The sequence below is a fragment of the Enterobacter ludwigii genome, from assembly GCF_001750725.1.
Taxonomy (GTDB): domain Bacteria; phylum Pseudomonadota; class Gammaproteobacteria; order Enterobacterales; family Enterobacteriaceae; genus Enterobacter; species Enterobacter ludwigii.
In genome coordinates, this window is sequence record NZ_CP017279.1 from 3,427,426 (window position 1) to 3,453,911 (window position 26,486).

The window sequence follows — 26,486 nt, forward strand, 5'->3', positions numbered from 1 at the left end:
TCTCCCTTAATGAAACGGTTATCGCAAAATTTTCATTCTGTCAGGCTTGACGTGTCTACTATAAAGACAATAGTTAATACAGGGCCATATGCTCGCAAAACTCTTCCTAAACAATGACAAATATCGCCGAATTCGGCTCTCTCTGGAGTCGCTTTGATGATGATAAAAAAAATCAGTGGTCGCCATGCTGTTTCTGGCCTGGCGGGGATTTCAGCCTGTCTGTTTTTTTGTAATACAGCATTTGCCTGGCAACAGGAATATATCGTTTCAGACGCCCAAAGTAATACGGCGGAACGCTATACATGGGATGCGGATCACCAACCGCGTTATGAGGATATTCTCGCCGAGCGGATTCAGTCCTCACAAAATGCCCCCGGACTTGCGCTGAGTTTACCGTCGGGTTCCACGCCGGCAGGGGCCATGAGCGTGGGCTGGAACATTCCGGTGTCAGGGCGTATCACGACCGGTCCGGTGATGGCGTGGCGTTATGACGGCACGGCACCGATGATGATCAACGAATTTGGTGACAGCGCGACGACGCAGGGGCTTACCGACCCACTCTGGCATGCCAGCGTCAGCACGCTCGGCTGGCGCGTGGATACACAGTATGGCGAGCTTCGCCCGTGGGCGCAGATAAGCTATAACCAGCAGTTTGGTGAAAACCAGTGGAAATCCCAGTTTGGGATGCCACAGACGCCGGCACCGACACAAAGCGGCAACTGGATGGATGTAACCGTCGGAACGGATATTCCGTTTAACACGCATATGGCGGCCTATGCGTCGTTAGCACAAGGGGAATACACCACTACCGGTGAGGAGTTTATGTACACCCTGGGCGTGAGCGCTAATTTTTAAGGTTGTTACTTTTTTAAACGTGCCGATAACATCCTGAATACAATATCCGTGGGGGTTGTAGCGATAGCAGTCACTAACACGCTGTCGCTTCATTCCCCGGCAAGGTCATTCATTCCCGATTTATGGCATTTCATTCCATTCCTCCTGCATTTCATGCCGTTTTACCCCAGGCATATTAAGGTTTTGTTTATCGTTGTCCTCAGCGAATTCCCTTACTTTCTCTTGCAGGACAACTGCCATGAACACATCAACTTACAACCGTACGCGCTGGCTAACGCTTTTTGGCACCATCGTGACCCAGTTTGCGCTGGGGTCGGTCTATACCTGGAGCCTGTTTAACAGTGCGCTTTCCGATAAGCTTGGTGCACCGGTCAGCCAGGTGGCGTTCTCTTTCGGCTTGCTGAGCCTCGGGCTGGCGCTTTCATCTTCCGTCGCGGGAAAATTGCAGGAGCGATTCGGCGTGAAGCGGGTGACGATGGCATCCGGTATCCTGCTGGGCGTGGGCTTTTTCCTGACGGCGCATTCCAGCAGCCTGATGATGCTGTGGCTGAGCGCCGGGGTGCTGGTGGGACTTGCCGACGGTGCAGGTTATCTGCTGACCCTGTCAAACTGTGTCAAGTGGTTCCCGGAACGTAAAGGTTTAATTTCTGCGTTTGCCATCGGGTCCTATGGCCTGGGGAGTCTCGGTTTTAAATTTATTGATTCCCACCTGCTTGCTTCCGTGGGACTTGAAAAAACGTTCATGATCTGGGGCGCTATTGTTCTGGTCATGATCCTGTTCGGCGCCACGCTGATGAAAGATGCGCCGCAGCAGGAAGTGAAAACCGTTAACGGTGTGGTGGAGAATGATTTCACCCTCGCGCAGTCTATGCGTCAACCACAGTACTGGATGCTGGCGGTCATGTTCCTGACAGCCTGCATGAGCGGTCTGTATGTGATTGGGGTGGCGAAAGATATTGCTCAGGGAATGGTGAAACTGGATGCGGCAACAGCGGCGAATGCGGTCACCGTCATCTCCATTGCCAACCTCTCTGGCCGACTGGTGCTCGGGATTCTGTCTGACAAAATTGCCCGTATCCGCGTGATTACCATCGGGCAGGTTGTCTCGCTGGTGGGGATGGCGGCGCTGTTGTTTGCCCCACTGAACGAAGCCACGTTCTTCGCCGCAATTGCCTGTGTGGCCTTTAATTTCGGCGGCACGATTACAGTCTTCCCGTCGCTGGTCAGTGAGTTCTTTGGCCTGAACAATCTGGCGAAAAACTACGGTGTTATCTATCTGGGCTTTGGCATCGGCAGTATTTGCGGCTCGTTAATCGCCTCGCTGTTCGGTGGGTTCTATGTGACCTTCTGCGTGATATTTGCTTTGCTGATAATCTCGCTGGCCTTGTCGACCACCATTCGCCAGCCGCAGCGTGAAGTCTTTAACGAAGCACATGCCTGATTATCGCTAAGAGGCCTTTACGGCCTCTTTTTTATGGTCGTCCAAAGTATGCCTGTTCGTGTTATTTTGTAAAAAAATGCACCGATCACATTCTCTGCTGCCACTTTTCTCTCCCGCTGTGGTCTACTTAACGCGCTTGTAGACGTTTCTGATAACGGTTTCTTACGCACTTACTTACTCTGTCTGCTTTCTCATCGAGATTAAGCGGGTCTCTATACCCCTTTCCCCAGGGTTGTTTGCATGAAATACATTAGGTCTCTTACCCAGCAAAGATTGTGTCTGATGCTGGCTGTCTATATCGGTTTATTTCTGAATGGCGCGGTGTTGTTCAGAAGAGTGGAAGGTTATTTAGAACATCTCACCGTAAGAAATGGAATTTTTGCCGCAATTGAAGTGTTCGGTTCCGTTCTCGCCACATTCTTCCTGTTACGCCTGCTCTCACTCTTCGGCCGACGCACCTGGCAAATTTTGGCCTCACTGGTGGTAATTATTTCCGCCGCTGCCAGTTATTACATGACCTTTATGAATGTCGTTATTGGCTACGGCATCGTCGCGTCGGTAATGACAACGGATATCGACCTCTCGAAAGAGGTGGTCGGAAAAGGGTTTATCGTCTGGACGGTATTAACCTGCCTGATCCCGCTCTTCTTTATCTGGAGTAATACCTGCCGCTATACGTTGCTGCGCCAGCTCCGCACCCGTGGGCAGCGAATCAGGAATATCGCCGTCGTTGTGCTGGCGGCCTTGCTGGTATGGGCACCCATCCGCTTGATGGAAAAACAGCAAAAACGAATCGAAAAAGCGACGGGCGTGGATATGCCAAGCTATGGCGGCGTGGTAGCAAACTCCTACCTGCCCTCCAACTGGATTTCAGCGCTGGGTCTTTATGCCTGGGCGCAGGCGGATGAATCAAGTGATGTGAAATCGCTCATCAACCCAATGAAAAAATTCAGTTACGAAGCGCCGGGTAACCAACTCGATGATACCTATGTTGTCTTTGTTATTGGTGAAACGACGCGCTGGGATCATATGGGCATCCTCGGTTATGACCGGGATACCACGCCAAAACTGGCGCAGGAAAAGAACCTGGTGGCTTACCGGGGGTATTCTTGCGATACCGCAACCAAGCTCTCGCTGCGTTGTATGTTTGTTCGTGAAGGCGGTGCCAGTGATAACCCACAGCGTACCCTGAAAGAGCAGAACGTATTTGCGGTACTGAAGCAGCTCGGTTTCAGCTCCGATTTATTCGCGATGCAAAGTGAGATGTGGTTCTACACCAACACGCTGGCGGACAACATCTCGTATCGCGAGCAGATTGGCGCCGAACCACGTAACCGCGGCAAGAACGTGGATGACATGTTGCTCCTTGAGGAGATGTCACAGTCCCTGAAGAGCCATCCGCAGGGTAAACATCTGGTTATCCTGCATACTAAAGGCTCCCATTACAGCTATTACCAGCGTTACACGCGTGATTTTGCGAAGTGGCAGCCGGAGTGTGTAGGTATCAATAAAGACTGCAGCAAGCAGGAACTGATCAATGCCTATGATAACTCGGTTCTGTATGTGGATACGTTCCTGAGCCGGGTGATTGACCAGCTTCGTGATAAGAAAGCGATTGTTATTTATGCTGCTGACCACGGAGAGTCAATCAACGAGAAAGAGCATTTGCACGGTACGCCGCGCAAGCTGGCACCGCCTGAGCAATTCCGTGTACCGATGATCATGTGGATGTCGGACAAGTACCTGGAAGACCCGGAGAAAGCGAAGATGTTTGCCCACCTGAAAAAAGAGGCAGACATGAAGGTGCCGCGTCGTCATGTTGAGCTGTACGACACCATTTTGGGTTGCCTGGGTTATACCTCTCCTGACGGCGGTATCAACGAAAATAACAACTGGTGCAAACTCCCTGATAGCAAGGCGAAAGCCGCGCAGTAACGCGTCTGGCGAGAATATCGCCAGTTGAAGGGCTTTTTTAATTTAAGGGATTGACGGGGGCGCACCTCAGCAGTAAGATGCGCTCCGCATTCGGCGAGTAGCGCAGCTTGGTAGCGCAACTGGTTTGGGACCAGTGGGTCGGAGGTTCGAATCCTCTCTCGCCGACCACATTTAAAAAAGGGCTAACCGCAAGGTTAGCCCTTTTTGCATTAGCAGCTTACTCATCCTGATTCACCAAAACGCCCCTTATCCCGCCTTCTTCCTGTCTGTTAACGATTTTGTGACATAATCCATTGTATTTTTTTATATATAGATTGATCTTTTTTCGCGTTGCTTATGGATAACCTCAGCATTTTTCGCTGTGCGTTTTAACGTTCGCGGTATTTAGTGCTCAGATAATCACCGTTCTGCAAGAAAATTTACCCGATCTGAATAAAAGTTAATCACTGATTGTTGCGAAATATGAAGATAATTGTGCTGCAACATAGCGAGTAGCATAAATTTCCCTGCTGAAAACTGGCATGCATAGTTTTTTTAATCTTTGTTTGCGGTTTCTCACACTCAGCGTAAATCCCCGTCACCTGTATTGACGTTTTCACATTCTGTTGACAGATTGTAGGGCATGAGGGGCATTTCAGGGACGATCTGCGCTGCAACTCAAACGCTCTTCTGAAAGGATTCTCCATCCCTTAAACGCCTTCGGGCATCACCGACCGGACCGGGTAAAAAATAAATAAAGGTCTGGCGGCGTAACACAACAAAGCAAAACATCACATTGGAGCAGAATAATGAGTATTTCCTTGAAGAAGTCAGGGATGCTGAAGCTTGGTCTGAGCCTGGTGGCTATGACCGTGGCAGCAAGCGTACAGGCAAAAACCCTGGTTTACTGTTCTGAAGGCTCGCCGGAAGGCTTTAACCCACAGCTCTTTACCTCTGGTACGACTTACGACGCAAGCTCTGTGCCTATCTATAACCGTCTGGTTGAATTCAAAACCGGTACCACGGAAGTGATCCCAGGTCTGGCGGAGAAGTGGGACGTCAGCGAAGACGGTAAGACCTATACCTTCCACCTGCGCCAGGGCGTGAAGTGGCAGGACAATAAAGAATTCAAACCAACGCGCGATTTTAATGCCGATGACGTTGTGTTCTCCTTCGACCGTCAGAAAAATGCTCAGAACCCGTATCACAAAGTGTCTGGCGGCAGCTATGAATACTTCGAAGGGATGGGCCTGCAGGACCTGATCGCTGAAGTGAAAAAAGTGGACGATAAAACCGTTCAGTTCGTGCTGACGCGTCCGGAAGCACCATTCCTGGCTGACCTGGCCATGGACTTCGCCTCTATTCTGTCTAAAGAGTACGCGGACAACATGCTGAAAGCCGGCACCCCGGAGAAAGTGGACCTGAACCCAATCGGTACCGGTCCGTTCCAGCTTCTGCAGTACCAGAAAGATTCCCGTATTCTGTATAAAGCCTTCCCGGGCTTCTGGGGCACCAAGCCGCAGATCGACCGTCTGGTCTTCTCCATCACGCCTGATGCTTCTGTGCGTTACGCAAAACTGCAGAAAAACGAATGCCAGGTCATGCCATACCCGAACCCGGCTGACATCGCGCGCATGAAGCAGGATAAAAACATCAACCTGCTGGAGCAGGCTGGTCTGAACGTGGGTTACCTCTCCTTCAACACCGAGAAGAAACCGTTTGATGACGTGAAAGTCCGTCAGGCGCTGACCTACGCAGTGAATAAAGAAGCGATCATTAAAGCGGTCTATCAGGGCGCGGGTGTTGCCGCCAAGAACCTGATCCCACCAACCATGTGGGGCTATAACGACGACGTTAAAGACTACACCTACGATCCTGAGAAAGCGAAAGCGCTGCTGAAAGAAGCAGGCCAGGAGAAAGGCTTTACCGTTGAGCTGTGGGCGATGCCAGTACAGCGTCCGTATAACCCGAACGCACGCCGTATGGCTGAAATGGTTCAGGCTGACTGGGCTAAAGTGGGCGTTCAGGCCAAGATTGTGACCTACGAGTGGGGCGAGTATCTGAAGCGTGCCAAAGCGGGTGAGCATCAGGCGGTGATGATGGGCTGGACCGGTGACAATGGGGATCCGGACAACTTCTTCGCTACCCTGTTCAGCTGTGCAGCTGCGAAAGACGGTTCTAACTACTCTCGCTGGTGCTACAAGCCGTTTGAAGACCTGATCCAGCCGGCGCGTGCGACCGACGATCACAACAAACGTATCGAGTTGTACAAACAGGCTCAGGTTGTGATGCACGATCAGGCTCCGGCTCTGATTGTGGCTCACTCCACCGTGTACGAACCAGTGCGTAAAGAAGTGAAGGGCTACGTGGTTGATCCACTGGGCAAACACCACTTCGAAAACGTCTCTGTTGAATAATAAGTAGGGTGTTCTCCCTCTCCTTCACGGAGAGGGCAGGGGTGAGGGCGTGCATGCATTCCCTCACCCTAATCCTCTCCTGAAGAGAGAGGGAATTTACATTTGTGAGCAATACAGACGTCACGCCAACTGGTTGTACGTCATCAGAGAGAATCCGGGTTATGTTGCAGTTCATCCTCCGACGTCTGGGACTTGTTATCCCCACGTTTATCGGTATCACCCTTCTCACTTTTGCCTTCGTCCATATGATCCCCGGCGACCCGGTAATGATTATGGCGGGCGAGCGTGGTATTTCACCTGAACGCCATGCACAGCTGCTGGCTGAGCTTGGCCTGAACAAACCACTGTGGCAGCAATACCTCAACTATATCTGGGGCGTGTTGCACGGTGATTTAGGGATTTCGCTGAAAAGCCGTCTTCCGGTGTGGGACGAGTTCGTGCCGCGTTTTAAAGCGACACTGGAGCTTGGTGTCTGCGCCATGATTTTCGCCACTGCGGTGGGTATCCCTGTTGGGGTCCTGGCTGCCGTGAAACGTGGCTCTATTTTCGACCATACGGCTGTTGGCCTGGCGCTGACGGGTTACTCCATGCCTATCTTCTGGTGGGGCATGATGCTGATCATGCTGGTCTCGGTGCAGCTAAACCTGACGCCGGTCTCCGGACGCGTCAGCGATATGGTCTTCCTGGATGATACGAATCCTCTGACCGGTTTCATGCTGATCGATACGGCTATCTGGGGCGAAGAGGGTAACTTCATTGATGCGGTGGCACATATGATCCTGCCTGCGATGGTGCTCGGCACCATTCCTCTGGCGGTTATCGTGCGTATGACCCGTTCTTCAATGCTGGAAGTGTTGGGTGAGGATTACATTCGCACCGCACGCGCCAAAGGTCTGACGCGTATGCGCGTCATTATCGTTCACGCCCTGCGTAACGCCATGCTGCCGGTGGTGACTGTTATTGGTCTGCAGGTGGGGACGTTGCTGGCGGGGGCGATCCTGACCGAAACCATCTTCTCATGGCCGGGCCTCGGACGCTGGCTGATTGACGCACTGCAACGCCGTGATTATCCGGTAGTGCAGGGCGGGGTATTGCTGGTCGCGACGATGATTATTCTCGTCAACCTGCTGGTCGATTTGCTCTACGGCGTGGTGAACCCGCGTATTCGTCATAAGAAGTAAGGGGCCATCATGTCACACATTTCTGAAAATAAAGTGGTTACTGCACCGGTTCCCATGACGCCGCTGCAGGAATTCTGGCACTACTTCAAGCGCAACAAAGGCGCGGTGGTGGGGCTGGTTTATGTCTCTGTCATGATCCTGATTGCGGTGTTTGCCAACGTGCTTGCACCGTATAACCCGGCGGATCAGTTCCGTGATGCGTTGCTGGCACCGCCAGCATGGCAGGACGGCGGTAGCCTGTCGCACCTGCTGGGTACCGATGACGTGGGCCGCGATGTGCTGTCGCGTCTGATGTACGGTGCGCGTCTGTCGCTGCTGGTCGGCTGCCTGGTGGTCGTGTTGTCGCTGGTTATGGGGATCGTACTCGGTCTGGTTGCTGGCTACTTCGGCGGCATTATCGATAACATCATCATGCGTATCGTCGATATCATGCTGGCGCTGCCCAGCTTGCTGTTGGCGCTGGTACTGGTGGCGATTTTTGGTCCGTCGATCAGTAACGCCGCGCTGGCATTAACCTTCGTGGCGCTTCCCCACTATGTGCGACTCACGCGTGCGGCGGTGCTGGTGGAAGTAAACCGCGACTACGTAACGGCCTCCCGCGTGGCGGGTGCTGGCGCGATGCGTCAAATGTTCGTCAACATCTTCCCGAACTGCCTGGCGCCGCTGATTGTTCAGGCGTCACTCGGTTTCTCTAACGCCATTCTTGATATGGCCGCTCTTGGCTTCCTGGGCATGGGTGCGCAGCCGCCAACACCGGAGTGGGGCACCATGCTCTCCGATGTGTTGCAGTTCGCCCAAAGCGCCTGGTGGGTTGTGACCTTCCCGGGTCTGGCAATCCTGCTGACGGTGCTGGCATTTAACCTGATGGGTGATGGCCTGCGTGATGCACTTGATCCCAAACTGAAGCAGTAAGAGGCACGAGATGGCGTTATTAAATGTAGATAAATTATCGGTGCACTTCGGTGACGAAGGCACTCCGTTTCGCGCCGTGGACCGCATCAGCTACAGCGTAAATCAGGGCGAAGTGGTCGGCATTGTGGGTGAGTCGGGTTCCGGTAAGTCGGTCAGTTCACTGGCCATCATGGGGCTGATTGATTATCCCGGCCGCGTCATGGCCGAAAGTCTGGAGTTTAACGGTCAGGACCTGCAGCGTATCTCCGAAAAGCAGCGCCGCCAGCTGGTCGGTGCGGAAGTGGCGATGATCTTCCAGGACCCAATGACCAGTCTGAACCCTTGTTACACCGTGGGATTCCAGATTATGGAAGCCATCAAGGTGCACCAGGGCGGGAATAAGAAGACCCGGCGTCAGCGTGCGATCGATCTGCTAAATCAGGTCGGTATCCCTGACCCGGCATCGCGTCTGGACGTTTACCCGCACCAGCTCTCCGGTGGGATGAGCCAGCGTGTGATGATCGCCATGGCGATTGCCTGTCGGCCAAAACTGCTGATTGCGGATGAACCGACAACGGCGCTGGACGTGACTATCCAGGCGCAGATCATCGAGCTACTGCTGGAACTGCAGCAGAAAGAGAACATGGCGCTGGTGCTGATTACGCATGACCTGGCGCTGGTGGCCGAAGCGGCGCACAAAATTATCGTGATGTATGCAGGTCAGGTGGTCGAGACTGGACATTCGCACGATATTTTCCGCGCGCCGCGTCACCCGTATACGCAGGCGCTTTTGCGTGCGCTGCCGGAGTTTGCCCAGGACAAAGCGCGCCTGGCATCACTTCCGGGCGTCGTACCGGGTAAATATGACCGACCGCAGGGCTGCCTGCTTAATCCGCGTTGTCCGTATGCTACAGACAAATGTCGTGCAGAAGAGCCAGAGCTCAACCTGCTTGCTGACGGTCGTCAGTCGAAATGCCACTACCCACTCGATGATGCCGGGAGGCCAACACTATGAGTACGCAACAGGCCACCAAGCAACAACCGCTGTTGCAGGCTATCGACCTGAAAAAATACTATCCGGTGAAGAAGGGGCTGTTTGCGCCTGAACGCCTGGTGAAAGCGCTGGATGGCGTCTCCTTTACCCTTGAACGCGGCAAAACGCTGGCGGTGGTCGGTGAGTCAGGCTGTGGCAAATCGACGCTGGGTCGTTTGCTGACGATGATTGAAGTCCCCACCGGCGGTGAGCTCTATTATCAGGGACAGGACCTGCTCAAGCACGATCCGCAGGCGCAGAAACTGCGCCGTCAGAAAATCCAGATTGTGTTCCAGAACCCGTACGGATCGTTGAATCCGCGTAAAAAAGTGGGACAGATTCTGGAAGAGCCCCTGCTGATTAACAGCAATCTGAACAAAGAGCAGCGTCGTGAAAAAGCGCTGGCGATGATGGCGAAAGTGGGCCTGAAGACCGAGCATTACGATCGTTATCCGCATATGTTCTCTGGCGGCCAGCGCCAGCGTATCGCAATTGCGCGTGGTTTGATGCTCGACCCTGACGTGGTCATCGCCGATGAGCCGGTATCTGCCCTCGACGTTTCTGTGCGTGCGCAGGTGTTGAACCTGATGATGGATCTGCAGCAGGACATGGGGCTGTCGTACGTGTTTATTTCGCACGACCTGTCGGTTGTGGAGCACATTGCCGACGAAGTGATGGTGATGTATCTGGGGCGCTGCGTGGAGAAGGGGACAAAAGAGCAGATCTTTACTCATCCTCGTCACCCGTACACCCAGGCGCTGCTGTCTGCGACCCCGCGCCTGAACCCTGACGATCGTCGCGAGCGCATCAAGCTGACGGGTGAATTGCCCAGCCCGCTGAATCCGCCTCCAGGCTGTGCATTCAACGCCCGCTGCAGTCGCCGCTTTGGCCCGTGCACCCAGTTGCAGCCACAGCTCAAGGATTATGGCGGTCAGCTGGTTGCCTGCTTCGCGGTCGATCAGGATGAGAATGGCGAAAAGCCGGTGGCGTAATCCATCAATAAAAAAACCGGCGCTAAGCCGGTTTTTTTATGTCTGCGTGATTACTTGCGCAGACGGATCTGGTCGACAGCGTGTTTCTCACTCTTGGTAAGGATCAGGCTGGCGCGCTCACGTGTGGGCAGGATGTTCTCTTTCAGGTTCACGTAGTTGATCTCATTCCACAGCCCTCGCGCCACATTAATGGCTTCTTCTTCAGAAAGCTGGGCGTAGTGGTGGAAATAGGAGTCAGGGTCGGTGAACGCGCCTTCACGGAACTTCAGGAAGCGGTTGATATACCAGTTCTGCAGCAGGTCTTCCGGCGCATCGACATAAATAGAGAAATCGACGAAGTCAGAGACAAACACATGATGGGGATCGTGAGGATAATCCATCCCGCTTTGCAGGACGTTTAACCCTTCGAGGATCAGGATATCCGGCTGAACCACCGTTTTGTCTCCACCCGGGATGCGATCGTAGATCAGGTGCGAATATACCGGAGCAGTGACGTTAGGCGCGCCCGATTTCAGGTCAGAGACAAATTTCACCAGACGGTGCATATCATAAGAGAGCGGGAAGCCCTTCTTCTTCATTAGCCCGCGTTCCTTTAACACCTCATTCGGGTGCAGGAAACCGTCAGTGGTGATGAGCTCCACGCTGCGGTGTTCTGGCCAGCGGCTCAGTAACGCCTGCAATACACGTGCGGTGGTGCTTTTACCGACGGCCACGCTGCCTGCAATGCTGATGATATAAGGAATGCGTTGGCCGTTCGTCCCGAGGAACTGCTCCAGCACCGCCTGACGGCGCAGGTTGGAGCTGATATAGAAGTTAAGCAAGCGCGAGAGTGGTAAATAGATTTCTGCCACTTCTTCCAGCGACAGATCTTCGTTTATCCCCTTTAACCGTGCGATTTCGCCTTCCGTCAGCGTCATCGGGACGGAGTCACGCAGTGCAGCCCACTGGCTACGGTTAAACTGAAGATAAGGTGTCATTAACGTTTGCTCTTTTTTGCTCATAAGCATGCTTCAGTGAGCCAGCACAACACAGCGCGTCCGGGCTCAACGTAGTTAATTTTGGACAATGGGCAGGAGGTTAACACCAGATGACAGGAATAATAAGAAAAAATATGGGGAAGCGATGCTTTACGCGGGAGCCATCACGATACGGTATAAGTGGTGTAAATCGGGCGCCGATGTTGAATTTTTGACCTTGAGTGGATGAATTTACAGCGGTTAACCCTGGTTTCGAATAAAATGTGAGCGAAAGAACGTTTTATGCAATTTTTTAGTTGCATGACTGCGCATGTCTCCATAGAATGCGCGCTACTTGATGCCGACTTAGCTCAGTAGGTAGAGCAACTGACTTGTAATCAGTAGGTCACCAGTTCGATTCCGGTAGTCGGCACCATCAAGTCCGGTGGGGTTCCCGAGCGGCCAAAGGGAGCAGACTGTAAATCTGCCGTCACAGACTTCGAAGGTTCGAATCCTTCCCCCACCACCACTTTCTGGCAGCGTTAAGCCGCCGGAGCTGGTTTGAAAATTGAATCAGCTCGAACCTAAAAAGAGAGAAATCTCTTTTTTTGTTACAGAAAGAACTGGGTAGCCGAGTTTCAGGATGCGGGCATCGTATAATGGCTATTACCTCAGCCTTCCAAGCTGATGATGCGGGTTCGATTCCCGCTGCCCGCTCCAATACGTGCTGATATGGCTCAGTTGGTAGAGCGCACCCTTGGTAAGGGTGAGGTCCCCAGTTCGACTCTGGGTATCAGCACCACTTCACTTCTCCTTCCCGTTTCTCTCTGTTTCAATTTTACTGTATTCAACAATTCAGGCATTTCGCCTGGTTGATGTGGTGATATCACCGATTTATCCGTGTCTTAGAGGGACAATCGATGTCTAAAGAAAAGTTTGAACGTACAAAACCGCACGTTAACGTCGGTACTATCGGCCACGTTGACCATGGTAAAACAACGCTGACCGCTGCAATCACTACCGTTCTGGCTAAAACCTACGGTGGTTCTGCTCGTGCATTCGACCAGATCGATAACGCACCAGAAGAAAAAGCTCGTGGTATCACCATCAACACCTCTCACGTTGAGTACGACACCCCGACTCGCCACTACGCACACGTAGACTGCCCAGGCCACGCCGACTATGTTAAAAACATGATCACCGGTGCTGCGCAGATGGACGGCGCGATCCTGGTTGTTGCTGCGACTGACGGCCCAATGCCTCAGACTCGTGAGCACATCCTGCTGGGTCGCCAGGTAGGCGTTCCTTACATCATCGTGTTCCTGAACAAATGTGACATGGTTGATGACGAAGAGCTGCTGGAACTGGTAGAGATGGAAGTTCGTGAACTGCTGTCTCAGTACGATTTCCCAGGCGACGACACTCCAATCGTTCGTGGTTCCGCGCTGAAAGCGCTGGAAGGCGACGCTGAGTGGGAAGCGAAAATCATCGAACTGGCTGGCTTCCTGGATTCTTACATCCCAGAACCAGAGCGTGCGATCGACAAGCCGTTCCTGCTGCCAATCGAAGACGTATTCTCCATCTCCGGTCGTGGTACCGTTGTTACCGGTCGTGTTGAGCGCGGTATCATCAAAGTTGGCGAAGAAGTTGAAATCGTTGGTATCAAAGAGACTGCTAAGTCTACCTGTACTGGCGTTGAAATGTTCCGCAAACTGCTGGACGAAGGCCGTGCTGGTGAGAACGTAGGTGTTCTGCTGCGTGGTATCAAACGTGAAGAAATCGAACGTGGTCAGGTACTGGCTAAGCCAGGCTCAATCAAGCCACACACCAAGTTCGAATCTGAAGTGTACATCCTGTCCAAAGACGAAGGCGGCCGTCATACTCCGTTCTTCAAAGGCTACCGTCCACAGTTCTACTTCCGTACAACTGACGTGACCGGTACTATCGAACTGCCAGAAGGCGTTGAGATGGTAATGCCAGGCGACAACATCAAGATGGTTGTGACGCTGATCCACCCAATCGCGATGGACGACGGTCTGCGTTTCGCAATCCGTGAAGGTGGCCGTACCGTTGGCGCGGGCGTGGTTGCTAAAGTTCTCGGCTAATTGCTGATAACATTTGACGCAATGCGCAATAAAAGGGCATCATTTGATGCCCTTTTTGCACGCTTTCAGATCAGAACCTGGCTCATCAGTGATTAAATTTGTCATAATCATTGCTGAGACAGGCTCTGCAGAGAGCGTATAATCCGAAAAGCGAATTAGCATTTCGATTTGGTTTGCCTCGCAATCGCGGGGTGAAAATGTTTGTAGAATACTTCTGACAGGTTGGTTTATGAGTGCGAATACCGAAGCTCAAGGGAGCGGGCGCGGCCTGGAAGCGATGAAATGGGTAGTCGTAGCCGTGCTGCTGATTGTAGCGATTGTCGGCAACTACCTTTATCGTGACATGATGCTGCCGCTACGCGCGCTTGCAGTGGTAATTCTGATTGCTGCAGCGGGTGGTGTCGCGCTGTTGACGACAAAAGGCAAAGCGACTGTCGCTTTTGCTCGCGAAGCGCGTACCGAAGTCCGCAAGGTAATTTGGCCGACTCGCCAGGAAACATTGCACACCACGCTGATCGTAGCGGCGGTTACCGCTGTAATGTCACTGATCCTGTGGGGACTGGATGGTATTCTGGTTCGCCTGGTATCCTTTATCACTGGCCTGAGGTTCTGAGATGTCTGAAGCCCCTAAAAAGCGCTGGTACGTCGTTCAGGCGTTTTCCGGTTTTGAAGGCCGCGTAGCAACGTCGCTGCGTGAGCATATCAAATTACACAACATGGAAGAGTTATTTGGCGAAGTTATGGTTCCGACCGAAGAAGTGGTCGAGATCCGTGGCGGCCAACGTCGCAAAAGCGAGCGTAAATTCTTCCCGGGTTACGTGCTGGTTCAGATGGTTATGAACGACGCGAGCTGGCACCTGGTGCGCAGCGTACCGCGCGTGATGGGCTTTATCGGCGGCACGTCTGACCGTCCGGCGCCAATCAGCGACAAAGAAGTTGATGCGATTATGAACCGCCTGCAGCAGGTGGGTGATAAGCCGCGTCCGAAAACGCTGTTTGAGCCGGGTGAAATGGTTCGTGTTAATGACGGTCCGTTTGCTGACTTTAATGGCGTGGTTGAAGAAGTGGACTACGAGAAGTCCCGCCTGAAAGTGTCCGTTTCTATCTTCGGTCGTGCGACCCCGGTAGAACTGGACTTTGCCCAGGTCGAAAAAGCCTAAGCAGCGATCAAAAAAGCGACGATTTAATCGTTGCACAAGGCGCGAGATTGGAATACAATTTCGCGCCTTTTGTTTTTATGGGCTACGGCCTGTAAAACGATTTTATTCACGGGGAGCCTCCTTGAGGCGTTATCACCCAATCAGAGGATTTTAGAATGGCTAAGAAAGTACAAGCCTACGTCAAGCTGCAGGTTGCAGCAGGTATGGCGAACCCAAGTCCACCAGTTGGTCCAGCTCTGGGTCAGCAGGGTGTGAACATCATGGAATTCTGTAAAGCGTTCAACGCCAAAACCGAATCCATGGAAAAAGGTCTGCCAATCCCAGTTGTTATCACTGTATACGCTGACCGTTCTTTCACTTTCGTTACCAAAACCCCTCCAGCAGCAGTTCTGCTGAAGAAAGCGGCGGGTATCAAGTCTGGTTCCGGTAAACCGAACAAAGACAAAGTGGGTAAAATTTCCCGCGCTCAGCTGCAGGAAATCGCGCAGACCAAAGCTGCCGACATGACTGGTGCCGACATTGAAGCGATGACTCGCTCAATCGAAGGTACTGCACGTTCCATGGGCCTGGTAGTGGAGGACTAAGAAATGGCTAAACTGACCAAGCGCATGTCCGTGATCCGTGACAAAGTTGATGCGACCAAACAGTACGACATCAACGAAGCTATCGCTCTGCTGAAAGAACTGGCTACCGCTAAGTTCGTTGAAAGCGTTGACGTTGCTGTTAACCTGGGCATCGATGCTCGTAAATCTGATCAGAACGTTCGTGGTGCAACTGTACTGCCACATGGTACTGGCCGTTCCGTACGCGTAGCTGTATTTGCTCAGGGTGCAAACGCTGAAGCGGCTAAAGCTGCCGGCGCTGAACTGGTAGGTATGGAAGATCTGGCTGACCAGATCAAGAAAGGCGAAATGAACTTTGACGTTGTTATTGCTTCTCCAGATGCAATGCGCGTTGTTGGCCAGCTGGGCCAGGTTCTGGGTCCACGCGGCCTGATGCCAAACCCGAAAGTGGGTACTGTAACCCCTAACGTTGCTGAAGCTGTTAAGAACGCTAAAGCAGGTCAGGTTCGTTATCGTAACGACAAAAACGGCATCATCCACACCACCATCGGTAAAGTGGACTTTGACGCTGACAAACTGAAAGAAAACCTGGAAGCTCTGCTGGTTGCGCTGAAAAAAGCAAAACCAACTCAGGCGAAAGGCGTGTACATCAAGAAAGTTAGCATCTCCACCACCATGGGTGCAGGTGTTGCAGTTGACCAGGCTGGCCTGAGCGCTGCTGCAAACTAATGCCTTTACGTGGGCGGTGATTTTGTCTACAATCTTACCCCCACGTTTGCTAACAAAAGTTAGCGGCTAAAAGATTTGTTCGTTGGAGCCTGGCCTAATCCAGGCCTCCGTCGAAGACCGCAGGTGTTTCGCAAGAAACTTAATGCCCTGCGTAGACGGTGACAGAACGCTAAGATTATTTTTGGATACTCTGGCTTGTTTCTGCTCACCGTATTAAGACGCTCTTTCCGTTGGGGAGAGTGAAGTGAGTTCCGGAACATGAGTTCCGGCAAACATCCAGGAGCAAAGCTAATGGCTTTAAATCTTCAAGACAAACAAGCGATTGTTGCTGAAGTCAGCGAAGTAGCCAAAGGCGCGCTGTCTGCAGTAGTTGCGGATTCCCGTGGCGTTACTGTAGACAAAATGACTGAACTGCGTAAAGCAGGTCGTGAAGCTGGCGTATACATGCGTGTTGTTCGTAACACCCTGCTGCGTCGCGTAGTTGAAGGTACTCCTTTCGAGTGCCTGAAAGACACGTTTGTTGGTCCGACCCTTATTGCATACTCTATGGAACACCCGGGCGCTGCTGCTCGTCTGTTCAAAGAGTTCGCGAAAGCGAATGCAAAATTTGAGGTCAAAGCTGCAGCCTTTGAAGGTGAGTTGATCCCGGCATCGCAAATCGATCGCCTGGCAACCCTGCCGACCTACGAAGAAGCAATTGCACGCCTGATGGCAACCATGAAAGAAGCTTCGGCTGGCAAACTGGTTCGCACTCTGGCTGCTGTTCGCGATGCAAAAGAAGCTGCTTAATCGCAGTTATCTTTATAAAGCATTTGCTTACGTATAAACTTATTCTGATTTTCAGGAACAATTTAAATGTCTATCACTAAAGATCAAATCATTGAAGCAGTTGCAGCTATGTCCGTAATGGACGTTGTAGAACTGATCTCTGCAATGGAAGAAAAATTCGGTGTTTCCGCTGCTGCTGCTGTAGCTGTAGCTGCTGGCCCGGTTGAAGCTGCTGAAGAAAAAACTGAATTCGACGTAATTCTGAAAGCTGCTGGCGCTAACAAAGTTGCTGTTATCAAAGCAGTACGTGGCGCAACTGGCCTGGGTCTGAAAGAAGCTAAAGACCTGGTAGAAGCTGCTCCAGCTGCGCTGAAAGAAGGCGTGAGCAAAGACGACGCAGAAGCACTGAAAAAATCTCTGGAAGAAGCTGGCGCTGAAGTTGAAGTTAAATAAGCCAACTTTTCTGGTTGCAGCCTAAGTCATTAGGCTGATGGCTGGTGACTTTTTAGTCACCAGCCTTTTTGCGCTGTAAGGCATCAGTAGCATTTCACACTGTTTGACTACTGGTTGTCCTGACAATGCATGTTTCTATCGACGACTTAATATATTGCGACAGGGTGCGCGCTCTGTGTAAATCGCGACGAAATGATTTAAGCGTGATAGCAACAGGTATTGCGGAAAGTATTCAATTTTCCGGTCCACAAAATGGTGTTGCACAAACTGTCCCTTCGTCGGACAGATGGGTCGACTTGTCAGCGAGCTGAGGAACCCTATGGTTTACTCCTATACCGAGAAAAAACGTATTCGTAAGGATTTTGGTAAACGTCCACAAGTTCTGGACATTCCATATCTCCTTTCTATCCAGCTTGACTCGTTCCAGAAGTTTATCGAGCAAGATCCTGAAGGGCAGTACGGCCTGGAAGCAGCCTTCCGTTCCGTGTTCCCGATTCAGAGCTACAGCGGTAACTCCGAGCTGCAGTACGTCAGCTACCGCCTTGGCGAACCGGTGTTTGACGTTCAGGAATGTCAGATCCGTGGCGTGACCTATTCCGCACCGCTGCGCGTAAAACTGCGTCTGGTGATCTATGAGCGCGAAGCGCCAGAAGGCACCGTAAAAGACATTAAAGAACAAGAAGTCTACATGGGTGAAATTCCACTCATGACAGACAACGGTACTTTCGTCATCAACGGTACTGAGCGTGTTATCGTTTCCCAGCTGCATCGTAGCCCGGGTGTCTTCTTCGACAGCGATAAAGGTAAAACACACTCATCCGGTAAAGTACTGTATAACGCGCGTATCATTCCTTACCGTGGTTCCTGGCTGGACTTCGAGTTCGATCCTAAAGACAACCTGTTTGTCCGTATCGACCGTCGTCGTAAACTGCCTGCGACCATCATTTTGCGTGCGCTGCAATACACCACTGAACAGATCCTGGACCTGTTCTTTGAGAAAGTAATCTTTGAAATCCGCGACAACAAGTTGCAGATGGAGCTGGTGCCAGAGCGTCTGCGTGGTGAGACCGCGTCGTTCGACATCGAAGCCGACGGCAAAGTGTATGTGGAAAAAGGCCGCCGTATTACCGCGCGCCACATCCGTCAGCTGGAAAAAGATGATATCAAACTCATCGAAGTTCCGGTTGAATACATTGCTGGAAAAGTAGCCGCGAAAGATTACGTTGATGAATCAACTGGCGAGCTGATCTGCCCGGCGAACATGGAGCTGAGCCTGGATCTGCTGGCTAAGCTGAGCCAGTCTGGCCACAAACGCATCGAAACGCTGTTCACCAACGATCTGGACCACGGTCCTTATATCTCTGAGACTATCCGCGTCGATCCAACGACCGATCGTCTGAGCGCGCTGGTAGAAATCTACCGCATGATGCGCCCTGGTGAACCACCGACTCGCGAAGCGGCTGAAAGCCTGTTCGAGAACCTGTTCTTCTCCGAAGACCGCTACGATCTGTCCGCGGTTGGTCGTATGAAGTTCAACCGTTCTCTGCTGCGTGATGAGATCGAAGGTTCCGGTATCCTGAGCAAAGACGACATCATCGAAGTGATGAAGAAGCTCATCGATATCCGTAACGGCAAAGGCGAAGTGGACGATATCGACCACCTCGGCAACCGTCGTATCCGTTCCGTAGGCGAAATGGCGGAAAACCAGTTCCGCGTTGGCCTGGTACGTGTTGAGCGTGCGGTGAAAGAGCGTCTGTCTCTGGGCGATCTGGATACCCTGATGCCTCAGGATATGATCAACGCCAAGCCGATTTCTGCAGCAGTGAAAGAGTTCTTCGGTTCCAGCCAGCTGTCTCAGTTCATGGACCAGAACAACCCGCTGTCTGAGATCACGCACAAACGTCGTATCTCTGCACTCGGCCCAGGCGGTCTGACCCGTGAACGTGCAGGCTTCGAAGTTCGAGACGTACACCCGACTCACTACGGTCGCGTATGTCCAATCGAAACGCCTGAAGGTCCAAACATCGGTCTGATCAACTCCCTGTCCGTGTACGCACAGACTAACGAATACGGTTTCCTTGAGACGCCGTACCGTAAAGTGACCGACGGTGTTGTAACTGACGAAATTCACTACCTGTCTGCTATCGAAGAAGGCAACTACGTTATCGCTCAGGCGAACTCCAACCTGGATGACGAAGGCCACTTTGTAGAAGATCTGGTTACCTGCCGTAGCAAAGGCGAATCCAGCTTGTTCAGCCGCGACCAGGTTGACTACATGGACGTATCCACCCAGCAGGTGGTATCCGTCGGTGCGTCCCTGATCCCGTTCCTGGAACACGATGACGCCAACCGTGCATTGATGGGTGCGAACATGCAACGTCAGGCCGTTCCAACTCTGCGTGCTGATAAGCCGCTGGTTGGTACCGGTATGGAACGTGCTGTTGCCGTTGACTCCGGTGTTACTGCGGTGGCTAAACGTGGCGGTACTGTTCAGTACGTGGATGCTTCCCGTATCGTTATCAAAGTTAACGAAGACGAGATGTACCCGGGCGAAGCAGGTATCGACATTTATAACCTGACCAAATACACCCGTTCTAACCAGAACACCTGTATCAACCAGATGCCTTGTGTGTCTCTGGGTGAGCCCGTTGAGCGCGGCGACGTGCTGGCAGACGGTCCGTCCACTGACCTCGGTGAACTGGCGCTCGGTCAGAACATGCGCGTAGCGTTCATGCCGTGGAACGGTTACAACTTCGAAGACTCCATCCTCGTCTCCGAGCGTGTGGTTCAGGAAGATCGTTTCACTACCATCCACATTCAGGAACTGGCATGTGTGTCCCGTGACACCAAGCTGGGGCCAGAAGAGATCACCGCTGACATCCCTAACGTGGGTGAAGCTGCGCTCTCCAAACTGGATGAATCCGGTATCGTTTACATCGGTGCAGAAGTGACCGGCGGCGACATTCTGGTTGGTAAGGTAACGCCGAAAGGTGAAACCCAGCTGACGCCAGAAGAGAAACTGCTGCGTGCTATCTTCGGTGAGAAAGCGTCTGACGTTAAAGACTCTTCTCTGCGTGTACCAAACGGTGTTTCCGGTACGGTTATCGATGTTCAGGTCTTCACCCGTGACGGCGTTGAAAAAGATAAGCGTGCACTGGAAATCGAAGAGATGCAGCTCAAACAGGCTAAGAAAGACCTGTCTGAAGAACTGCAGATCCTCGAAGCGGGTCTGTTCAGCCGTATCTATGCGGTGCTGGTTGCCGGTGGCGTTGAAGCTGAGAAGCTCGACAAACTGCCACGCGATCGCTGGCTGGAACTGGGCCTGACCGACGAAGAGAAACAAAATCAGCTGGAACAGCTGGCTGAGCAGTATGACGAACTGAAACACGAGTTCGAGAAAAAACTCGAAGCGAAACGCCGTAAAATCACTCAGGGCGACGATCTGGCACCAGGCGTGCTGAAGATTGTTAAGGTGTATCTGGCTGTTAAACGTCAGATCCAGCCTGGTGATAAGATGGCAGGTCGTCACGGTAACAAGGGTGTTATCTCTAAGATCAACCCGATCGAAGATATGCCGCACGATGCTAACGGTACGCCGGTAGATATCGTACTGAACCCACTGGGCGTACCGTCTCGTATGAACATCGGTCAGATTCTGGAAACCCACCTGGGTATGGCTGCGAAAGGTATCGGCGATAAGATCAACGCCATGCTGAAACAGCAGGAAGAAGTCGCGAAACTGCGCGAATTCATCCAGCGTGCCTACGATCTGGGTACCGACGTTCGTCAGAAAGTCGACCTGAGCACCTTCAGCGATGAAGAAGTGCTGCGTCTGGCAGAGAACCTGCGCAAAGGTATGCCGATTGCAACGCCGGTATTCGACGGTGCAAAAGAAGCTGAAATCAAAGAGCTGCTGCAACTGGGTGGTCTGCCAACGTCTGGTCAGATTACGCTGTTTGATGGCCGTACCGGTGAACAGTTCGAGCGTCCGGTAACCGTAGGTTACATGTACATGCTGAAACTGAACCACCTGGTCGACGACAAGATGCACGCTCGTTCTACCGGTTCTTACAGCCTGGTTACTCAGCAGCCGCTGGGTGGTAAGGCGCAGTTCGGTGGTCAGCGCTTCGGGGAGATGGAAGTGTGGGCGCTGGAAGCATACGGCGCAGCATACACCCTGCAGGAAATGCTCACCGTTAAGTCTGATGACGTGAACGGTCGTACCAAGATGTATAAAAACATCGTGGACGGCAATCATCAGATGGAACCGGGCATGCCAGAGTCCTTCAACGTACTGTTGAAAGAGATTCGTTCGCTGGGTATCAACATCGAACTGGAAGACGAGTAATTCTCGCTCAAACAGGTCACTGGTGTCGGGCTAACCCCCGACACCAGATTGTGCTAACTCCGACGGGAGCAAATCCGTGAAAGATTTATTAAAGTTTCTGAAAGCGCAGACTAAAACCGAAGAGTTTGATGCGATCAAAATTGCTCTGGCTTCGCCAGACATGATCCGTTCATGGTCTTTCGGTGAAGTTAAAAAGCCGGAAACCATCAACTACCGTACGTTCAAGCCTGAGCGTGACGGCCTTTTCTGTGCACGAATTTTCGGGCCAGTAAAAGACTACGAGTGCCTGTGCGGTAAGTACAAGCGCCTGAAACACCGTGGTGTGATCTGTGAGAAGTGCGGCGTTGAAGTGACCCAGACCAAAGTGCGCCGTGAGCGCATGGGCCACATCGAACTGGCATCTCCAACTGCGCACATCTGGTTCCTGAAATCTCTGCCGTCCCGTATCGGCCTGCTGCTGGATATGCCGCTGCGCGATATCGAACGTGTTCTGTACTTCGAATCTTATGTGGTTATCGAAGGCGGTATGACGAACCTGGAACGCCACCAGATTCTGACCGAAGAACAGTATCTGGACGCGCTGGAAGAGTTCGGTGACGAATTCGACGCGAAGATGGGTGCGGAAGCTATTCAGGCCCTGCTGAAAAGCATGGACCTGGAGCAAGAGTGCGAGCAGCTGCGTGAAGAGCTGAACGAAACCAACTCCGAAACCAAGCGTAAAAAGCTGACCAAGCGTATCAAACTGCTGGAAGCGTTCGTTCAGTCTGGTAACAAACCAGAGTGGATGATCCTGACCGTTCTGCCGGTTCTGCCGCCAGATCTGCGTCCGCTGGTTCCGCTGGATGGTGGTCGTTTCGCAACGTCGGATCTGAACGATCTGTATCGTCGCGTTATCAACCGTAACAACCGTCTGAAACGTCTGCTGGATCTGGCTGCGCCGGACATCATCGTACGTAACGAAAAACGTATGCTGCAGGAAGCGGTAGATGCCCTGCTGGATAACGGTCGTCGCGGTCGTGCGATCACCGGTTCTAACAAACGTCCTCTGAAATCTTTGGCCGATATGATCAAAGGTAAACAGGGTCGTTTCCGTCAGAACCTGCTCGGTAAGCGTGTTGACTACTCCGGTCGTTCTGTTATCACCGTAGGTCCATACCTGCGTCTGCATCAGTGCGGTCTGCCGAAGAAAATGGCACTGGAGCTGTTCAAACCGTTCATCTACGGCAAGCTGGAACTGCGTGGCCTGGCCACCACCATCAAAGCCGCTAAGAAAATGGTTGAGCGTGAAGAAGCTGTCGTTTGGGATATCCTGGACGAAGTTATCCGCGAACACCCGGTACTGCTGAACCGTGCACCAACACTGCACCGTCTGGGTATCCAGGCATTTGAACCGGTACTGATCGAAGGTAAAGCTATCCAGCTGCACCCGCTGGTTTGTGCGGCATATAACGCCGACTTCGATGGTGACCAGATGGCTGTTCACGTACCGCTGACGCTGGAAGCCCAGCTCGAAGCGCGTGCGCTGATGATGTCTACTAACAACATCCTGTCTCCAGCGAACGGTGAACCAATCATCGTTCCTTCTCAGGACGTTGTATTGGGTCTGTACTACATGACCCGCGACTGTGTTAACGCCAAAGGCGAAGGCATGGTGCTGACTGGCCCTAAAGAAGCTGAGCGTATCTATCGCGCTGGCCTGGCCTCTCTGCATGCGCGTGTCAAAGTGCGTATCACTGAATATGAAAAAGATGCTAACGGCGAATTCGTTGCGAAAACCAGCCTGAAAGACACGACCGTTGGCCGTGCCATTCTGTGGATGATCGTACCGAAAGGTCTGCCTTTCTCCATCGTCAACCAGGCGCTGGGTAAGAAAGCGATCTCCAAAATGCTGAACACCTGTTACCGCATTCTGGGTCTGAAGCCGACGGTTATCTTCGCTGACCAGACAATGTACACCGGCTTTGCATATGCAGCGCGTTCAGGTGCATCTGTTGGTATCGATGACATGGTTATCCCAGAGAAGAAACACGAGATCATCTCTGAAGCGGAAGCCGAAGTTGCTGAGATCCAGGAGCAGTTCCAGTCTGGTCTGGTTACCGCGGGCGAACGCTATAACAAAGTTATCGATATCTGGGCTGCGGCGAACGATCGTGTATCCAAAGCGATGATGGATAACCTGCAAACCGAAACCGTGATTAACCGTGACGGCGTAGAAGAGCAGCAGGTTTCCTTCAACAGCATTTACATGATGGCCGACTCCGGTGCGCGTGGTTCTGCAGCACAGATTCGTCAGCTGGCAGGTATGCGTGGTCTGATGGCGAAGCCAGATGGCTCCATCATCGAAACGCCAATCACCGCGAACTTCCGTGAAGGTCTGAACGTACTCCAGTACTTCATCTCTACTCACGGTGCGCGTAAAGGTCTGGCGGATACCGCACTGAAAACAGCGAACTCCGGTTATCTGACGCGTCGTCTGGTTGACGTTGCGCAGGACCTGGTTGTGACCGAAGACGATTGTGGCACCCTCGAAGGTATCACCATGACCCCGGTTATCGAGGGTGGTGATGTTAAAGAGCCGCTGCGCGATCGCGTACTGGGTCGTGTAACCGCGGAAGACATTCTGAAGCCGGGTACCGCAGACATTCTGGTTCCACGCAACACGCTGCTGCACGAACAGTGGTGTGACCTGCTGGAAGCGAACTCTGTTGACTCTGTGAAAGTTCGTTCCGTTGTATCTTGTGACACCGATTTCGGTGTATGTGCGCACTGCTATGGTCGTGACCTGGCGCGTGGCCACATCATCAACAAAGGTGAAGCAATCGGTGTTATCGCGGCACAGTCCATCGGTGAACCGGGTACACAGCTGACGATGCGTACGTTCCACATCGGTGGTGCGGCATCTCGTGCGGCTGCTGAATCCAGCATCCAGGTGAAAAACAAAGGTAGCATCAAGCTCAGCAACGCGAAGTCTGTTGTTAACTCCGCAGGCAAGCTGGTTGTGACCTCTCGTAACACCGAGCTGAAGCTGATCGACGAATTCGGTCGTACCAAAGAGAGCTATAAAGTGCCTTACGGTGCTGTTATGGCGAAAGGTGATGGCGAGCAGGTTGCCGGCGGTGAAACCGTTGCAAACTGGGATCCACACACCATGCCGGTTATCACCGAAGTAAGTGGTTTCATCCGCTTCACTGACATGATCGACGGCCAGACCATTACTCGTCAGACCGACGAGCTGACCGGTCTGTCTTCTCTGGTCGTTCTGGACTCTGCTGAGCGTACTGCCGGTGGTAAAGATCTACGTCCTGCACTGAAAATCGTTGATGCTCAGGGTAACGACGTTCTGATCCCTGGTACCGATATGCCTGCGCAGTACTTCCTGCCGGGTAAAGCGATTGTACAGCTGGAAGATGGCGTACAGATCAGTTCTGGTGACACCCTGGCGCGTATTCCTCAGGAATCCGGCGGTACCAAGGACATCACCGGTGGTCTGCCACGCGTTGCGGATCTGTTTGAAGCACGTCGTCCGAAAGAGCCTGCAATCCTGGCTGAAATCAGCGGTATCATCTCCTTCGGTAAAGAGACCAAAGGTAAACGCCGTCTGGTTATCACCCCAGTAGATGGCAGCGAGCCGTACGAAGAGATGATTCCTAAGTGGCGTCAGCTCAACGTGTTCGAAGGTGAACGTGTAGAACGTGGTGACGTGGTTTCCGACGGTCCAGAAGCGCCGCACGACATCCTGCGTCTGCGTGGTGTGCATGCTGTTACTCGTTACATCGTTAACGAAGTACAGGACGTATACCGTCTGCAGGGCGTTAAGATTAACGATAAACACATCGAAGTTATCGTTCGTCAGATGCTGCGTAAAGCAACCATCGATAGCGCGGGCAGCTCTGAGTTCCTGGAAGGCGAGCAGGTTGAATACTCACGCGTCAAGATCGCTAACCGCGATCTGGAAGCGAACGGCAAAATCGCTGCGACCTTCTCGCGCGATCTGCTGGGTATCACCAAAGCGTCTCTGGCAACCGAGTCCTTTATCTCTGCAGCATCGTTCCAGGAGACCACGCGTGTCCTGACCGAAGCCGCTGTAGCAGGTAAGCGTGATGAACTGCGCGGTCTGAAAGAGAACGTTATCGTGGGTCGTCTGATCCCGGCTGGTACCGGTTATGCGTACCATCAGGATCGTATGCGTCGTCGTGCTGCAGGCGAACTGCCAGCTGCACCGCAGGTAACTGCTGAAGATGCATCCGCGAGCCTGGCAGAGCTGCTGAACGCAGGTCTGGGTGGTTCTGACAACGAGTAATCGTTGATTCAGCAAATAAAAAACCCGCTTCGGCGGGTTTTTTTATGTCTGCATATTTTTCAGTTTATCAGCGGTAGCCGACGATACAGCTCAATCATATCGCCCGCCAGGTCCTGAATGACCATCGCGTTCATCAGGTGATCCTGAGAGTGGACGGTGATCAGGTTAACCGGCAGCTTTCCGGTCCCTTCATCAAGACCAATCAGCTGCGTCTGGATGGTGTGGGCATGTTTCACGTATTCACGCGACTCTTCCATCGCCTTTTCGGCTTCGTCAAAGTCACCTTTACGGGCCATCTGCAACGCCGTAAGGGCAGCACTGCGCGCTGCTCCCGCGTTGACCAGCAGTTCCATGATCGTTGTTTCTAAATCTTCCACGGG

At 52.6% G+C, this 26,486-nt stretch carries 19 protein-coding genes and 5 tRNA genes; 22 read left to right on the forward strand and 2 right to left on the reverse strand.

The annotated features are described in order from the left end of the window. Positions 1 to 156 precede the first annotated feature (156 nt). The 9 genes from BH714_RS16115 to dppF all read left to right on the forward strand — a co-directional run bounded on the left by BH714_RS16115 (position 157) and on the right by dppF (position 10,724). Positions 157 to 855 (forward strand): autotransporter domain-containing protein, encoded by a 699-nt coding sequence (locus tag BH714_RS16115; protein ID WP_020882635.1) that lies wholly within the window; start codon positions 157 to 159, stop codon positions 853 to 855. 238 nt (positions 856 to 1,093) lie between these two features. Continuing rightward, positions 1,094 to 2,296 carry an L-lactate MFS transporter gene (locus tag BH714_RS16120; RefSeq protein WP_040018427.1) on the forward strand — a complete coding sequence of 401 codons (1,203 nt, stop codon included), beginning with the start codon at positions 1,094 to 1,096 and terminating at the stop codon, positions 2,294 to 2,296. 240 nt (positions 2,297 to 2,536) lie between these two features. Beyond that, on the forward strand, positions 2,537 to 4,231 hold the full coding sequence (gene eptB / locus BH714_RS16125; protein ID WP_020882633.1) for a kdo(2)-lipid A phosphoethanolamine 7''-transferase: 1,695 nt from the start codon (positions 2,537 to 2,539) through the stop codon (positions 4,229 to 4,231). Between the two features lie 91 nt (positions 4,232 to 4,322). Next, a tRNA-Pro gene (locus BH714_RS16130) sits at positions 4,323 to 4,399 on the forward strand. A 620-nt stretch (positions 4,400 to 5,019) separates the two neighbouring features. Beyond that, entirely contained in the window at positions 5,020 to 6,627 is a 1,608-nt protein-coding gene (gene dppA / locus BH714_RS16135) for a dipeptide ABC transporter periplasmic-binding protein DppA (RefSeq protein ID WP_014168145.1), read from the forward strand. A 161-nt stretch (positions 6,628 to 6,788) separates the two neighbouring features. Further along, positions 6,789 to 7,808, forward strand: a complete 1,020-nt coding sequence (gene dppB / locus BH714_RS16140) for a dipeptide ABC transporter permease DppB (protein WP_020882632.1) — start codon at positions 6,789 to 6,791, stop codon at positions 7,806 to 7,808. 9 nt (positions 7,809 to 7,817) lie between these two features. Next, on the forward strand, positions 7,818 to 8,720 hold the full coding sequence (dppC, locus tag BH714_RS16145) for a dipeptide ABC transporter permease DppC (RefSeq protein WP_040018429.1): 903 nt from the start codon (positions 7,818 to 7,820) through the stop codon (positions 8,718 to 8,720). A 10-nt stretch (positions 8,721 to 8,730) separates the two neighbouring features. Continuing rightward, positions 8,731 to 9,714 carry a dipeptide ABC transporter ATP-binding protein gene (gene dppD, locus BH714_RS16150; protein WP_014168148.1) on the forward strand — a complete coding sequence of 328 codons (984 nt, stop codon included), beginning with the start codon at positions 8,731 to 8,733 and terminating at the stop codon, positions 9,712 to 9,714. After that, positions 9,711 to 10,724: a dipeptide ABC transporter ATP-binding subunit DppF gene (dppF, locus tag BH714_RS16155; RefSeq protein ID WP_040018430.1), complete on the forward strand. Its 1,014-nt coding sequence runs from the start codon at positions 9,711 to 9,713 to the stop codon at positions 10,722 to 10,724. Before dppD ends, dppF begins: the two co-directional genes overlap by 4 nt. A 50-nt stretch (positions 10,725 to 10,774) precedes the next feature. On the opposite strand, the gene coaA is transcribed toward dppF, so the two are convergent. After that, positions 10,775 to 11,725 carry a type I pantothenate kinase gene (gene coaA, locus BH714_RS16160; RefSeq protein ID WP_025206418.1) on the reverse strand — a complete coding sequence of 317 codons (951 nt, stop codon included), beginning with the start codon at positions 11,723 to 11,725 and terminating at the stop codon, positions 10,775 to 10,777. A 315-nt stretch (positions 11,726 to 12,040) separates the two neighbouring features. Here coaA and BH714_RS16165 point away from each other — a divergent pair. The 13 genes from BH714_RS16165 (at position 12,041) to rpoC (ending at position 26,106) form a co-directional block, all read left to right on the forward strand. Continuing rightward, positions 12,041 to 12,116: transfer RNA gene (locus BH714_RS16165), tRNA-Thr, on the forward strand. An 8-nt stretch (positions 12,117 to 12,124) separates the two neighbouring features. After that, a tRNA-Tyr gene (locus BH714_RS16170) sits at positions 12,125 to 12,209 on the forward strand. Positions 12,210 to 12,325: 116 nt separating this feature from the next. Beyond that, positions 12,326 to 12,400, forward strand: a tRNA-Gly gene (locus BH714_RS16175). Positions 12,401 to 12,406: 6 nt separating this feature from the next. Further along, a tRNA-Thr gene (locus tag BH714_RS16180) sits at positions 12,407 to 12,482 on the forward strand. A gap of 118 nt (positions 12,483 to 12,600) precedes the next feature. Next, the gene (gene tuf / locus BH714_RS16185; RefSeq protein ID WP_014830236.1) at positions 12,601 to 13,785 is read left to right on the forward strand and encodes an elongation factor Tu; all 1,185 of its coding nucleotides are present in this window, start codon (positions 12,601 to 12,603) and stop codon (positions 13,783 to 13,785) included. A gap of 229 nt (positions 13,786 to 14,014) precedes the next feature. Then, positions 14,015 to 14,398 (forward strand): preprotein translocase subunit SecE, encoded by a 384-nt coding sequence (secE, locus tag BH714_RS16195; RefSeq protein ID WP_003862342.1) that lies wholly within the window; start codon positions 14,015 to 14,017, stop codon positions 14,396 to 14,398. Position 14,399: 1 nt separating this feature from the next. Then, complete coding sequence (gene nusG / locus BH714_RS16200; protein WP_003862341.1) at positions 14,400 to 14,945, forward strand: transcription termination/antitermination protein NusG; 546 nt, start codon at positions 14,400 to 14,402, stop codon at positions 14,943 to 14,945. A gap of 155 nt (positions 14,946 to 15,100) precedes the next feature. Continuing rightward, on the forward strand, positions 15,101 to 15,529 hold the full coding sequence (rplK, locus tag BH714_RS16205) for a 50S ribosomal protein L11 (RefSeq protein WP_008808007.1): 429 nt from the start codon (positions 15,101 to 15,103) through the stop codon (positions 15,527 to 15,529). Between the two features lie 3 nt (positions 15,530 to 15,532). Then, positions 15,533 to 16,237, forward strand: coding sequence for a 50S ribosomal protein L1 (gene rplA, locus BH714_RS16210; protein ID WP_006810530.1), 705 nt, complete (start codon positions 15,533 to 15,535; stop codon positions 16,235 to 16,237). 291 nt (positions 16,238 to 16,528) lie between these two features. After that, on the forward strand, positions 16,529 to 17,026 hold the full coding sequence (gene rplJ, locus BH714_RS16215) for a 50S ribosomal protein L10 (RefSeq protein ID WP_004097644.1): 498 nt from the start codon (positions 16,529 to 16,531) through the stop codon (positions 17,024 to 17,026). 66 nt (positions 17,027 to 17,092) lie between these two features. Continuing rightward, positions 17,093 to 17,458 carry a 50S ribosomal protein L7/L12 gene (gene rplL / locus BH714_RS16220; protein ID WP_014168154.1) on the forward strand — a complete coding sequence of 122 codons (366 nt, stop codon included), beginning with the start codon at positions 17,093 to 17,095 and terminating at the stop codon, positions 17,456 to 17,458. 319 nt (positions 17,459 to 17,777) lie between these two features. Then, positions 17,778 to 21,806, forward strand: a complete 4,029-nt coding sequence (rpoB, locus tag BH714_RS16225) for a DNA-directed RNA polymerase subunit beta (protein WP_020882980.1) — start codon at positions 17,778 to 17,780, stop codon at positions 21,804 to 21,806. Positions 21,807 to 21,882: 76 nt separating this feature from the next. Then, positions 21,883 to 26,106 carry a DNA-directed RNA polymerase subunit beta' gene (gene rpoC, locus BH714_RS16230; protein WP_014168156.1) on the forward strand — a complete coding sequence of 1,408 codons (4,224 nt, stop codon included), beginning with the start codon at positions 21,883 to 21,885 and terminating at the stop codon, positions 26,104 to 26,106. 59 nt (positions 26,107 to 26,165) lie between these two features. On the opposite strand, the gene BH714_RS16235 is transcribed toward rpoC, so the two are convergent. Continuing rightward, a complete protein-coding gene (locus BH714_RS16235; RefSeq protein WP_014168157.1) occupies positions 26,166 to 26,483 on the reverse strand; it encodes a PTS lactose/cellobiose transporter subunit IIA in 318 nt (105 codons plus the stop codon). Positions 26,484 to 26,486: the final 3 nt, after the last annotated feature.

Coding starts and splice junctions, on each gene's coding strand:
- rplK (WP_008808007.1), top strand. CDS start 15,101: ATGGCTAAGAAAGTACAAGCCTACGTCAAGCTGCAGGTTGCAGCAGGT.
- dppF (WP_040018430.1), top strand. CDS start 9,711: ATGAGTACGCAACAGGCCACCAAGCAACAACCGCTGTTGCAGGCTATC.
- rplL (WP_014168154.1), top strand. CDS start 17,093: ATGTCTATCACTAAAGATCAAATCATTGAAGCAGTTGCAGCTATGTCC.
- coaA (WP_025206418.1), bottom strand. CDS start 11,725: ATGAGCAAAAAAGAGCAAACGTTAATGACACCTTATCTTCAGTTTAAC.
- dppB (WP_020882632.1), top strand. CDS start 6,789: ATGTTGCAGTTCATCCTCCGACGTCTGGGACTTGTTATCCCCACGTTT.
- rplJ (WP_004097644.1), top strand. CDS start 16,529: ATGGCTTTAAATCTTCAAGACAAACAAGCGATTGTTGCTGAAGTCAGC.
- BH714_RS16120 (WP_040018427.1), top strand. CDS start 1,094: ATGAACACATCAACTTACAACCGTACGCGCTGGCTAACGCTTTTTGGC.
- eptB (WP_020882633.1), top strand. CDS start 2,537: ATGAAATACATTAGGTCTCTTACCCAGCAAAGATTGTGTCTGATGCTG.
- dppC (WP_040018429.1), top strand. CDS start 7,818: ATGTCACACATTTCTGAAAATAAAGTGGTTACTGCACCGGTTCCCATG.
- BH714_RS16115 (WP_020882635.1), top strand. CDS start 157: ATGATGATAAAAAAAATCAGTGGTCGCCATGCTGTTTCTGGCCTGGCG.
- tuf (WP_014830236.1), top strand. CDS start 12,601: ATGTCTAAAGAAAAGTTTGAACGTACAAAACCGCACGTTAACGTCGGT.
- dppD (WP_014168148.1), top strand. CDS start 8,731: ATGGCGTTATTAAATGTAGATAAATTATCGGTGCACTTCGGTGACGAA.
- rpoB (WP_020882980.1), top strand. CDS start 17,778: ATGGTTTACTCCTATACCGAGAAAAAACGTATTCGTAAGGATTTTGGT.
- dppA (WP_014168145.1), top strand. CDS start 5,020: ATGAGTATTTCCTTGAAGAAGTCAGGGATGCTGAAGCTTGGTCTGAGC.
- rplA (WP_006810530.1), top strand. CDS start 15,533: ATGGCTAAACTGACCAAGCGCATGTCCGTGATCCGTGACAAAGTTGAT.
- secE (WP_003862342.1), top strand. CDS start 14,015: ATGAGTGCGAATACCGAAGCTCAAGGGAGCGGGCGCGGCCTGGAAGCG.
- nusG (WP_003862341.1), top strand. CDS start 14,400: ATGTCTGAAGCCCCTAAAAAGCGCTGGTACGTCGTTCAGGCGTTTTCC.